This window comes from Alloprevotella sp., from assembly GCF_057240785.1.
The window spans coordinates 12,630-24,453 of record NZ_DBHHRH010000002.1 but is presented as its reverse complement, the minus strand read 5'-3'; the positions used below and the strand labels follow the sequence as shown (position 1 = coordinate 24,453).

Annotated in this window: 7 protein-coding genes and 1 tRNA gene; 2 read left to right on the top strand and 6 right to left on the bottom strand. The window is 48.3% G+C overall.

What is annotated here, in order from left to right; translation table 11 throughout:
* Positions 1–126: 126 nt before the first annotated feature.
* Positions 127–1,581, bottom strand: coding sequence for a carbon starvation CstA family protein (locus ACO4R2_RS00405; RefSeq protein ID WP_484768752.1), 1,455 nt, complete (start codon positions 1,579–1,581; stop codon positions 127–129).
* Between the two features lie 110 nt (positions 1,582–1,691).
* On the opposite strand from ACO4R2_RS00405, the gene ACO4R2_RS00400 reads away from it, so the two are divergent.
* A complete protein-coding gene (locus ACO4R2_RS00400) occupies positions 1,692–2,504 on the top strand; it encodes an RsiV family protein (protein WP_484768751.1) in 813 nt (270 codons plus the stop codon).
* Between the two features lie 135 nt (positions 2,505–2,639).
* Here ACO4R2_RS00400 and ACO4R2_RS00395 read toward each other — a convergent pair whose 3' ends face one another.
* The 3 genes from ACO4R2_RS00395 to rsfS all read right to left on the bottom strand — a co-directional run bounded on the left by ACO4R2_RS00395 (position 2,640) and on the right by rsfS (position 6,044).
* Positions 2,640–3,497, bottom strand: a complete 858-nt coding sequence (locus ACO4R2_RS00395) for a phosphatidate cytidylyltransferase (protein ID WP_484768750.1) — start codon at positions 3,495–3,497, stop codon at positions 2,640–2,642.
* A 71-nt stretch (positions 3,498–3,568) separates the two neighbouring features.
* Positions 3,569–5,674 (bottom strand): ATP-dependent zinc metalloprotease FtsH, encoded by a 2,106-nt coding sequence (gene ftsH / locus ACO4R2_RS00390; RefSeq protein ID WP_484768749.1) that lies wholly within the window; start codon positions 5,672–5,674, stop codon positions 3,569–3,571.
* Positions 5,675–5,684: 10 nt separating this feature from the next.
* Positions 5,685–6,044: a ribosome silencing factor gene (rsfS, locus tag ACO4R2_RS00385; RefSeq protein ID WP_311490218.1), complete on the bottom strand. Its 360-nt coding sequence runs from the start codon at positions 6,042–6,044 to the stop codon at positions 5,685–5,687.
* A gap of 277 nt (positions 6,045–6,321) precedes the next feature.
* Here rsfS and ACO4R2_RS00380 point away from each other — a divergent pair.
* Positions 6,322–6,392, top strand: a tRNA-Gln gene (locus ACO4R2_RS00380).
* Between the two features lie 527 nt (positions 6,393–6,919).
* On the opposite strand, the gene ACO4R2_RS00375 is transcribed toward ACO4R2_RS00380, so the two are convergent.
* Positions 6,920–10,138, bottom strand: a complete 3,219-nt coding sequence (locus ACO4R2_RS00375; RefSeq protein WP_484768748.1) for a glycoside hydrolase family 16 protein — start codon at positions 10,136–10,138, stop codon at positions 6,920–6,922.
* Positions 10,139–10,150: 12 nt separating this feature from the next.
* Entirely contained in the window at positions 10,151–11,671 is a 1,521-nt protein-coding gene (locus ACO4R2_RS00370) for an alpha-L-fucosidase (RefSeq protein WP_484768747.1), read from the bottom strand.
* Positions 11,672–11,824 lie beyond the last annotated feature (153 nt).

Sequence of the window (11,824 nt, the reverse complement as noted above, 5' to 3'; positions counted from 1 at the left end):
TCTCTTGATATGTTGTAAAACATACTCTTTGTACCTGCAATTTTTCAGGAAAAACCTTGTGTTTAGACAAAAAAACTGCCACCCACACAAAGTGTGCAGGTGGCAGTGATGCAAGTATGAATTTTTTTATCGTCCCGACTTGGCGTTATACTTCTTGAGCCAGCAGAAGAACCATATTGTGGTGACAACGAAAACAAAGGCGCCAGCGCAGTAGGAAGCTGTCAGTCCGAGGTTGAGCATTGTGTCGGAATAGCAAGCAAAGGAAGTGCACACCACTGTCATGAAAAGTGCGGGAACAAGCGTCATGACGTAGGGCTTGTGCTCGCGTACCAGATACACAGTAGCCGTCCAGAGCGTGAAGACCGCAAGCGTTTGGTTCGACCACCCGAAGTAGCGCCAAATGATATTGAAACCGTTTGCATCGGCTATATTGAACCAGAGCAAGAAGCCCGCAGCCACAAAGAGAGGAGCAGCCACAATGAGGCGGTTGATAATGGAGCGTTGGCTAAACTTGAGGAAGTCGGCAATGATGAGGCGTGCGCTGCGGAATGCAGTATCGCCGCTCGTGATGGGAGCTGCAACAACGCCGAGGATAGCTAAGATGCCACCCACGATGCCCAACCAACCTTTGCTCACAGCCGTTACCACCTCGGGCGCTTGTGCCAGCATTGTGCTACCCACAGCAGCTGCTCCGCCATCGTAGAAGAAATAGCTCGAAACAGATGCCCACACCAGGGCCACAATTCCCTCCGTTATCATGGCACCATAGAAAATGGCGCGACCGCTCTTTTCTGATTTTATGCAACGAGCCATGAGCGGACTTTGCGTAGCATGGAAACCGCTGACTGCTCCGCAGGCTATCGTGATGCAAAGGCAGGGGAAGAGAGCAGAACCGTCGAGATTGGGCGTTGAAGCCATGTCCCACACTTCAGGTAGTGAGGGCCATTTCACAAGTAGGTAACCGCCCAAGGCCACAGCCATGAAGAGAAGCGAGAAAGCAAAGATGGGATAAATCTTGCCAATGATTTTGTCGATGGGGAGCATCGTGGCCAGTATGTAATAAATGAAAATAATACCTACCCATAGCATGATGTGGAAGGTCTTGGCATCAGCGGCTGGTGCAGTCATTCCACCCAAGATGAGAGCTGGGGAATAGACAAAGACAGTACCCACCATCAGCAGCACAATGATGCTGAACACAAGCAGAATCTTTTTAGCGGAAATGCCGAGGTAGATGCCGACGAGCTCGGGCAGTGATGAGCCGCCATGGCGCATGGAAAGCATACCGCAAAAATAGTCGTGGACAGCACCTGCAAAGATGCAGCCGAAAACAATCCAGAGGTAGGCGGCAGGGCCAAACTTCGCGCCCATGATTGCGCCAAAGATGGGGCCTGTTCCGGCAATGTTGAGAAATTGAATCATAAAGACCTTCCACGAAGGCATTACGATGTAGTCCACTCCGTCGGCCTGAGCCACGGCGGGCGTTGGGCGGTTGTCGGGGGCAAAGATGCATTCTACAACGCGTCCATAGAGCAGATATCCGAGGATAAGAGCTACCAAACTGATGACGAAACTTATCATATATTTTGTTTATTTGTTATCCATTCGCAAAAATACTAAAAGAATGTATAAGTGTGTTGTGGCGAAAAGAAAATATGTTTTAGTTTTGCAAACTAAAGTTTTGAAACAAGATGATACGGATTCGTAAAAGTTTGCCTATTCTGCTGTGGCTGGGAGTCTGCGGAATGGTGTTCGGATGTACTCCGAAAGGTGAAAACAAAGTCAGTGCAGAACTTGCAGCGGCTGATACAACTGAGATGGTGGTTGATTCTGCTCGAATGGATTCAGGTATCTGTTGGTCCTCCGTTCGTCTCAGCACGCCCAAAGGGGCAGGTGAGGCATTGACGAAGAGTGTGCGTGAATGGATCAGTGAAGAGCTGGGTGGTTCTTATAGTGGCGACTATTCCGATGTGAAAGGAATGGCAACTTTCTATGTGAAAGAGCAAATGAAGCCACTTGTGAAAGAGTCTGCCGAATGGAATCTCGATGGGATAAAACTCTATTCAGAAATTACTGTGGAAAAGTTGGCTGAAGGAAAGTCGTATTTGACTATGACTGATATGTCTGATGAGTTTGCTGGCGGACCTCACGGATTATCTGTACTGCGCGGCGCAACATTTCGTAAGTCGGACGGTCGTCGGATAGGGTGGGATGTTTTCAATACCAATTCTGATGAATTTCAGAAACTGATGAGCGACTCTTTGAAAGTTTACTTCAATGTGAAAACCGATAAGGAGCTTGCCGAATGTCTGGCGTTCTTAGACAATCCAGAAGGGCCTATTCCTCTGCCGCATTGTGGACCGCTTTTCACGAAAGAGGGCGTTCTGTTTCAGTATCAGTCCTACGAAATATGTAGTTATGCTGATGGACAGCCCAACTTTGTGGTTCCGTACAAGGCCCTCATGCCTTTCATGATGGAAACCGCAAAGCGACTGTTGCAATAGTTCGGCTCATCGTTTCGACCCATTTCTCAAATAAAAGAAACGCCACGCTTCCGATTCTAAGAATCAGAGGCGTGGCGTTGTTTATGGGGTGAGCCAAGATCCTTTGCTCTCAATGAGCGAGAAAGCTCAGAATGATCAATAGCAGAAGGCTTCGAGCGAATAGAGATAGATGGTGGCGGCAGGGATGGCCAGTAGGGCACTGTCGAAGCGATCGAGCATACCGCCATGTCCTGGCAGGATATTGCCGCTGTCCTTGATGCCGAGTTGTCGCTTAAAGAGGCTCTCCACGAGATCACCCCAAGTGCCGAACACGCATACAGTGAGTGCAAGTCCCATCCACTGGAGTACCGTCATGTTACCACCAAAGGCTGTTTTCAATAGTACGGCTGCAATGAGACAGAACACTCCGCCACCAATGCTTCCCACCCAACTCTTATTGGGAGAGACACGCTCGAAGAGTTTTGCGGGAAAACGCTTGTGGAGCAGGCTTCCGCAGCAGTATGCTCCAGTGTCGCTCGTCCAGATGAAGATGAAAACGCTCAGCGGGAGTACCCAATACTTCGTGCTATCCCCGCTAAAAATGGCTTGGCTAAATTGAGACAAGACGATGAGCATAGAGAACGGCAGGGCAATATAGAGCTGAGAAGCAAAGGCATAAGCCCAATTTCGCAGCGGGTTCTCGTCCTTTAGATAAAGTTCGCTGATGGGGAGGTAGAGGATAGTGAGCAGATAGGGGATGAAAGCTTTGATGTCGACTATCCCTGACATGACGAAGGCGAAACTAAAGAAAAGATAAACGCCAGCCGTCGTACTGATGAGGCGGTTTATGTTAGCTCCCGTGTGGTTATTGACATTGGTGCCGAACTCCCATACGGTGACTCCCGTGATAAGGGCAAAGAGCAGTGTGAAAGATAGAGCCGAGCCAATGATACACCCGATGACGACTAAAAGAAAGAGTGTGCCAGTGATGGCGCGAGTAACTAAATTGTTCATTATGGGCAGATGGGTATAAAATAGAGAAGTCCCGCAGAAGCACCTTACGGCGTTTCTGCGGAACTCATTTGTTATTGTTTTTCTTCGTCCTGATGGTCAGTGGAAGAACTTTCTTCGGCGACAGGAGGCACTACTGGGATGGGCGGAAGCTCACTGTCAGTAGTGGTTGGAGGAGTGGGCGGTGTTTCCTGCTGTGGGGAGTTGGCCGCTTCAGCAGCTTTCTGTTTCTCCATGGCGTGTTGTTGAGCCATTTCTTCCGCCTTTTTACGATTGGCAGCCTCTTGCTCTTCCAGCAACTGGTCGCCGCGACTCTTCCATGGGCGCGGACCGAAGATTTCCTCTACGTCCTCGCGATAGATGACCTCGCGCTCCACGAGTAACTGGGCCAGGCGAGCGTGCTTCTCCTTGTTCTCGGTGAGCAGCTTCTTGGCGCGCTCATATTGCTCTTTGATGATGCGATGCACTTCAGCATCAATTCTCTCGGCCGTCTTTTCTGAATACGGCTTGGAGAAGTTATATTCATCATTATTATAATAGCAGAGGTTGGAAAGTTCATCGCTCATACCGAGGTAAGCCACCATACCGTAGCTACTCTTGGTGGCGCGCTCCAAATCGTTGAGTGCACCGCTCGAGATGTGGCCCGTGAAGAGTTCTTCAGCAGCACGTCCGCCCAACAAGGAGCATAACTCGTCGAGCATTTGTTCCTTCGTTGTGATGGTACGTTCTTCGGGCAGATACCAAGCTGCCCCGAGTGCTTGACCGCGTGGGACAATGGTGACCTTTACGAGCGGGTTAGCGTATTGCAGTAGCCAGGAAACACTGGCGTGGCCAGCTTCGTGGAGTGCGATGACCTTCTTTTCGTCCTCCGTCATCACTTTTGTTTTTTTCTCGAGACCTCCAATGATGCGGTCGATGGCATCAAGGAAATCCTGCTTGCCCACCAACTCGTGCTTATAGCGGGCAGCGATGAGTGCAGCTTCGTTGCAGACATTGGCGATATCGGCTCCAGAGAATCCAGGAGTTTGACGAGCTAAGAGTTCAATATCGAGAGAGGTGTCGTACTTCAGCGGACTGAGATGTACCTTAAAGATAGCCACGCGTTCGGGCAGGTCGGGGAGATCTACATGTATCTGGCGGTCGAAGCGGCCAGCGCGAAGCAAGGCTTGGTCAAGGATGTCAGCGCGGTTAGTAGCTGCCAAGATGATTACACCTGAGTTAGTGCCGAAGCCGTCCATCTCGGTGAGCAACTGGTTGAGCGTATTCTCGCGCTCATCATTTCCACCGAACGCAGCATTGCGACCGCGGGCACGTCCCACGGCGTCAATCTCGTCGATGAAGATGATACATGGCGCTTTCTCTTTAGCTTGTCGGAAAAGGTCGCGCACACGGCTAGCACCAACACCGACAAACATTTCAACGAAGTCGGATCCAGACATGGAGAAGAAGGGAACGTTGGCTTCTCCGGCTACTGCTTTTGCCAACAAAGTCTTACCAGTGCCCGGAGGTCCTACGAGAAGCGCGCCCTTGGGTATCTTACCACCCAATTCGGTATAGTGCCCCGGATTTTTGAGGAACTCTACAATTTCCTGCACCTCTTGTTTTGCGCCCTCTTGTCCTGCAACGTCTTTGAACGTTACGTGTACGCCGTCGCCTTTCTCAAAGAGTTTGGCTTTGCTCTTACCAACGTTGAAGATGCCGCCACCTCCTCCGCCGTCGCCACTGCTGCGGCGGAACACCCAGAACCAGAAAAGGATGATAAGTAGCAGGGGGAGGAAGCTCGTTAATAGGTTTGAAAAGAAACTATTGGATATCTCGTATCGAATAGGGCCTCTATATTTGACAGCCTCCAAGAAGCCCTGTACGTCATCCGTAGAGGGGATTCCAGCTGTGGCCGTTGGGTTTTGTCCAACCTTACCGCTCTCTTTGCCAAACACATCGCGGATGTGACCACTATCAATAAGGATTTTTGCATTCTGCTCGCTCTTATTGACCGTGATACTCTTTGCATAGCCTTTTTGAACGTAGGCTTTAAAGGTAGTATAGTCGATGTCCTTATCTGCTGAGCCGCCAAAACCTGTACCCGTGAAGAGTACATAGCTAAGCCCCAAGACGATAAGGAGATAAACCCAAGTGAGGTTGAACTTAGGCATCTTATTTTTTGAACCGTTCTGTTTCATGTTTTGCGTGTTAGTCTAAATTGGGAATCTCCGTCAGTTCGCTGTCTTCCCAGAGATGCTCTAAGTCGTAATATTGGCGCGCAGAAGGCACAAAGACGTGCACCATGACAGTGCCATAATCCAGTGCAATCCATTCGGCTTGCTGCTCTCCTTGTACAGCGGCCGGTTTTTCGCCTATTTCCTTTCGGGATGTATCCGCCACCGATTCAGCGATAGCCTCCACCTGCTGAGGATTGTTGCCTGTACAAATCACGAAATATTGGGCAGGTGCTGTGCCAATTGAAGTTAAATTGGCTGTTATAATATCAAATCCTTTCTTCTCTTGGATTCCTCGAACGATGGAATCCACTAGTTGGGTCGTTTCTGTCATCTTTTTTTGAGTACAATTATTTGGGGAACAAATTTAGTGCTTATTTTCCGAACGACCTTGTGCCGATAATGGAATAAAATAAGGACGTTGCGATTTTCGTTTATTTGGCTGATCAACAAAGAGCGTGCCGAAAGGAGGAAAATAAAATTTTAGGCTGATACAATAAGGCTGTCAGCAATTTTTTTAGAAAAAGTTGTGGGAACATTTGGTGGTTATGAAAACAAGTACTACTTTTGCACTCGCAATCGGGAAGGAAAGCCCGAAAGCTCAAAGGAATTGGGGTATGGTGTAATGGTAACACTACAGATTCTGGTCCTGTCATTCTTGGTTCGAATCCGAGTACCCCAACACAATTTAGCCGCTACAAGTCAAAAGATTTGTAGCGGTTTTCTTTTTGTGTTTGTCAATATGTATCTGCTGGTTCTTTTCGGATAGGTTTATTTGGTTGTTGCTTTTTTCAAAACAGTTTTCTACAATAGTCTCAAAAGCCTTGAGATACAATAAGGATGTCCATTTGAAAGCTGTGGAAAAACCTGTGGAAAACTATGTGGATTTCTGGTGGAAGAAGCTTATTTTTGTCCCTCTTTATTGTGTTCGTCAGTAGCTTTATTGCGTTTGAAAATACAATAAGGCTGTCAGCTGACAGAATAAGGCTGTTGGCCAGCGCGCTTATTGTATTTGCAAACATAATAAGGGAAATTATGATTGAGAGGACTTCCTCCTCAGACGTCTCTGATTCGTCTAACAGGGCTGAGGTGGTATTCTCCGTTCCGTCCGAATCGTTCGTTCTCAGATGAGGACATCCCTTTTTTATATGCACAAAAAAGGCTGCCTTTTGTTGAGGCAGCCTTTGAAGATATTATGGGAAATGGGAATTACTTGATGTAAACTTTCTTTCCATTCACGATGTAGAGGCCTTTGCTGGGATTGTTCACGCGGCGTCCGCTTAGGTCGTAAACTACGTTTGAGTTATTTGTATTTGGTGTCACTTCTATGATACCCGTTGTAGGCACTTTCTGATAAACGCGAATGTAGTCGAAGCGAGTTTCATAAACGTGGTTGACATCAGGATTAGCGGCCCAACTACCGTTGCCCACACTCTGGTTGAGAATGAGGTAGAACGGTTTTGTGAATGGCCACTGTCCATTGTCGAGTGCGTTCTGATCGGTACTCTTTGCGTAGCTACCCACCTCTTGTCCGTCTACAGTCCACGTGATGCGCTCTGCATCCCATTCTACACCATATACGTGCCAGTCGGCCACATTAACGGCTTCATTGAAACCAGACTGTGGATTACTTTTGTTTCCGAGCGTGTAGGTCCAATTAGAATGTATGGTGTGGTAAGCGCGATTCTGTGTGTCGATAGTTTCGAAAATGTCGATTTCACCAGCCTTTGGCCAACCTTCAGCAGGTGGTTGTGGCATCATCCAAGCAGCGGGGAAATTGCCGCGATGAGGATTGGTGCGAAGGCGAACTTCTACTTTGCCGTAAGTAAAGCTGTAAAGACCGCGCGTTTCAACAGCACCTGTAAGCATATCAACATTGTCGGTGCTTTTGTCGGGGTTGGGGATGGCGCGAGCAACGAGGCAGCTATCTTGGCAGAAGATGACGTCGTTGGAGTTGCTAATCCAGCGGTTCCAAGCAGCGCCGTAGCGAATAGAACGTGTCCAGCGTGCAGGGTCGGGCTGAGTACCGTTGGGTTGATTGAATTCATCATCGAAAACGAGGATGTATTCTCCTGCAGCCTCTTCAGCAGCTGTTGCTGGTTCAAAGGTAGGGTAGAATTCGAGGTCGCCGTCAACGTAGCCACCATTGAGTTGCAGTATTCCGCCTTTGAGGTCGTTAGCGCTGAAGTATGTGTCGACATATTGCGCCACTTTGTTTGCAATGCTGTCTCCTCCAAGGATGCCGTGGCGCAGGCGTAAACCTGTCAGTTTGTAGCCTTTTTCAGATTTAGCCAAAACCGTGAGGCCTTTTCCTAATGGAAGTTCTGCATTGTTGAGATCTTTTCCATTGAAAGAAGTAAGTAGACCGTGATTGCTAAAAACTTTAGCGGTCACTTTCTCTCTCTTAGTGACGAGCACGCGAATATCTGCAATGGCACCGCCATTGTTTACGATGTTGTTTTGCTCATCAATGCGGCCAGCAGGGTCTGCACTGTCCCAGTCCACCTTATAGCGCATCAGATAGAAACCGTCAGCGAGGTTCTCAGGAATCTTAAATGCAGGAGTGTTGAGAGTGTTCAGGTTGTCAAGTTGAGTACCCGCACTGTTATAGCGTGTTTGATCGCTCAGTGTCAAGCCTGAAAAGGATACGAGATCCGTGCTTTCTGTGAGTGCTCCTTTGGCACCTACTTCTTCCACGTTGAAATCTCCATCTTGTTCCTTATCGAGGTACACATAGGCGTTCATCCAGCCTGCACTGTAATTAACAAAAGGCTTTACTGTACTACCTTGGCGAGCAATGAAAGACTTGCTTGTCAAGTTGTGGTACATGAGTTCAGTGTTGGCCACGTTGTGAGCTATTTCGCCCAAGCCAACTCCGTTGAGAACGCGGTCGGTGCGAGTACGCTTTGTGGCCTTATCAAAATTTACGGGGTAGTCGTTTACAACAGTACTTGTACTACTGATAAAGAGCCCTTCAATCTCGAGATCACCGTCAACATAGATTGCGGGAATAGTGAAGGTGTCGTCTTTCTTGAATTGTGACTTTCTGAAGATAACATCTTCGTATTGTGGAGTGCTGTGGACAAGAGAATCGCCAGCCAAGTTGTAACCATGGCGCAGACGGATACCGCTATAAGTGAAACCGCGCTCGGGGTTCATCTTGATGGTGAAACTCTTACCGAACGGAATGCGATAGCTGTTGAGTTTAGAGCCGTCTGCAGCCAATACCTCACCATTACGGTTGGCATCGTTCACGTTGACGCTGTCGCCGTGTACATTGAGGCGTACATCCACAATTGCACCACCGTTGTTCACAATGTTGTTGTCGTGTGAGGCATTACCACGTGGGTCTATATTATCCCAGTCCACTTTGTAACGCATGCGATAGAAACCTATCGGCAGGTTTGCAGGAATCGTAAATGATGGTTGAACGAGAGTGTTACCATTATTTACAGAAGTTCCCTTACTGTTCTTGTTCTTATAGAACGAATAAGTGACGAGGTCGGAGTTGTCGGGTTTACCATTAGCTTGGATGTCGTAGGAGAACTTTCCATCGCGTCCATAGTCAAGGTAAACGTAACCGCTCATCCATGTACCAGAGTAGTCGAAGGCAGGAGTTACTGTTTGACCTGGTTTCACCTGGAACTGCTTAGAGGTGAGATCTGAGTAAACAGGAGTCTTTCCCTTTGTAATAGAAGCCGCCACATTGATCGTAGAAGCTTGCAGTTTTACAGCCTTCAAGCCACGGTCTCCGCGGGTGTAAGTTTGGTCTTTCTTAAAGCTCGTGGGGTAATCCTCGCGCTCGATATCGGAGGTCGATTTGTCGTTTACGACAATCTTGTCGATGTAGCACGCAAAGTCGGCCGAACGCGTGTGAGAAGACTCTGCATCGGGCACTACCACAAGGCTATAAATATCTATGCCGCCAGCACCCTTGATTGGAAATACTGCATCGCACCACTGATCCGGTGTTACCGTATTGTTGGAGAAAACCCAGAATTGTTCCGTCTCAGCATTTTGACCAGCACGGTCTTTGCGTTTACCCAAACCAATGAGCATAACGCGACCACTTACAGGCTTATTGATGAGCACGTGTACGTACTTAGTCTCTGGCGTAAGTTCGAAGGTCTCTTTTAAGTCGATGCGCGCACCGAACGTGTTGCTACCATAGCGCGAACGCTGGAAGCCAAGAATCTTTGCAGAGCTATTGGGAACAATAGAAAGGACGGAATCCATTGCAGTAAGGTGGTTGTCAACCACTGCTACGTTTCCTTGCAGTTGGCCTTTACGGAAAGGAGAGTTCTCCCATGTGTCGTAAACACCGATTGATTTATAGTCCTGAGTCTCAAAGTTGATGGACTGTGCTACCGCTGTGGCAGGAAGTGCTGCCATACAGAGTAAAGCACCAGATATGATGGGGTGTTTCATTGTTATGGAATCTTAGAAAACTGAAAGGGTGGAGAGTGTAGGGCAAGACTTTGAATCTGTCAGCGTGATACGAACTGCTTTAACAGAAGTGCCGTTGCCGTAACTATTTGCAGTAGAACCATTGAGTGGAATGATACGCTTGTAACCTACTGTGGTAGTGGTCACACCGGGGGCTGCTGCTTTCCACGTTGTGCCATCAGCGGAGGTTTCAATCTTGAAGCTCTTGATACGCTGTCCGAGGCGGATGTATTCCTGCAACATAACGTAGCGCACGGTTTGGGGAGTGTCCCAAGTCAGTGTGATAGTGGCATTGTTCACACCATCATTTGTTGCCCAGTATGTCTTAGCATCGCCGTCTGTTAGGTTCGCTGTTTCGTAGTTGCGATGAGCACCTGCCGTACGTGTGTTGCTCACCTCGATGTGTGCATTCTTAGCTAAGTCGTTGCCAAGTCTGTTCTTAAGCATCGTTCCGAGTTGTTTGAGTACTCTTACGTCGGCTTCGGGCAAAACACCGGCCTTGTTGGGTGGGCAGTTCAAAATGAGTGTAGCGTTGCGTCCCACTGTTTCCAAATACATCTGGAAGAGGCGTTCTGCGCTCAGTGGCGATTCGTTGCTGTGCCAGAACCATCCCTGGTCGGTCATCTTAGCGTCACTCTCGCCTGGGAACCAAATCCAGCCATCTTCAGTACCGTACATACCGTTTCGCTCAGGTGCATAACCGAGGTTCTCTGTTGCCCAGTTGGTTTCACCAGCCCAACCAGCTTCGTTACCAATCCAGCGCGCTTCTCCGCCAACCCCCCAGAGGATGATGTTAGGACAAACTTTGTGGATGGAGTCGCGCAAGTTCGGAATATCATAGTATGTCTCACGGTCAACGCTAATTGTTGTTTTGCGTCCGCCATAGTAGCCGTCGCCACCATTCGCGCCGTCAAACCACATTTCGAACTGATCCGTACCATAAGTAGCTAATTCGGCACACTGACGGAGGAAAACATCTTTCACATATTTGTCAGTACCATAAAGCGCTGAGTTTCGATCCCAAGGAGAAACGTAGAAACCATATTTCAAACCTAATTTCTGAGCTGCTGCTGCGAAATCGCGAGGAATATTGGTCTCTCGGCCAAAGGCGTTACCAGCTTTGACAACAGAATGGGTTGTCGAAGAAGTAGGCCAAAGACAGAAACCGTCGTGGTGCTTGACAACAGCAATACCACCCTTCATGCCGGCAGCTTGTACTGCTTTGAGCCATTGTTCAGGGTTGGGGGCTGCTGTTGGTGCAAAAATAGATTCGGCTTCGTCGCCATTACCCCATTCCAAGTTGGTGTAGGTGTTCATTCCGTAGTGGAAGAAAGCGTAGAACTCTGTTTCGTTCCATTTCAGTTGCCGTTCGGTAGGGAGCGGAAATACCGGTCCTGGTTCGTTGTCGGAATTTGTCAGCGTCTGTGATTGCAGAGAGAATTGGCTCTGTGCACTACTGATCACCGGTGCTGCCGACAAGGCCAGAGCGGATAACAAGTAAGTAATTTTTTTCATTTTAAATGATTAGGTGGGAAATTTTGGACAAAAATAGTCAAAACAACGAAGAATGCAAACCATAGTTTCAAAAATCGTACTATAAGGATTCTTCTTTTCTACTTTTCTAAGTCTGTCTTGCTATTTATGGGAGGATATGGCATCTTTCCTTTT

Excerpts from the sequence above, each read along its gene's own strand:
- ACO4R2_RS00375 (WP_484768748.1), bottom strand. The coding sequence starts at position 10,138 with ATGAAACACCCCATCATATCTGGTGCTTTACTCTGTATGGCAGCACTT.
- ftsH (WP_484768749.1), bottom strand. The coding sequence starts at position 5,674 with ATGAAACAGAACGGTTCAAAAAATAAGATGCCTAAGTTCAACCTCACT.
- ACO4R2_RS00395 (WP_484768750.1), bottom strand. The coding sequence starts at position 3,497 with ATGAACAATTTAGTTACTCGCGCCATCACTGGCACACTCTTTCTTTTA.
- rsfS (WP_311490218.1), bottom strand. The coding sequence starts at position 6,044 with ATGACAGAAACGACCCAACTAGTGGATTCCATCGTTCGAGGAATCCAA.
- ACO4R2_RS00370 (WP_484768747.1), bottom strand. The coding sequence starts at position 11,671 with ATGAAAAAAATTACTTACTTGTTATCCGCTCTGGCCTTGTCGGCAGCA.
- ACO4R2_RS00405 (WP_484768752.1), bottom strand. The coding sequence starts at position 1,581 with ATGATAAGTTTCGTCATCAGTTTGGTAGCTCTTATCCTCGGATATCTG.
- ACO4R2_RS00400 (WP_484768751.1), top strand. The coding sequence starts at position 1,692 with ATGATACGGATTCGTAAAAGTTTGCCTATTCTGCTGTGGCTGGGAGTC.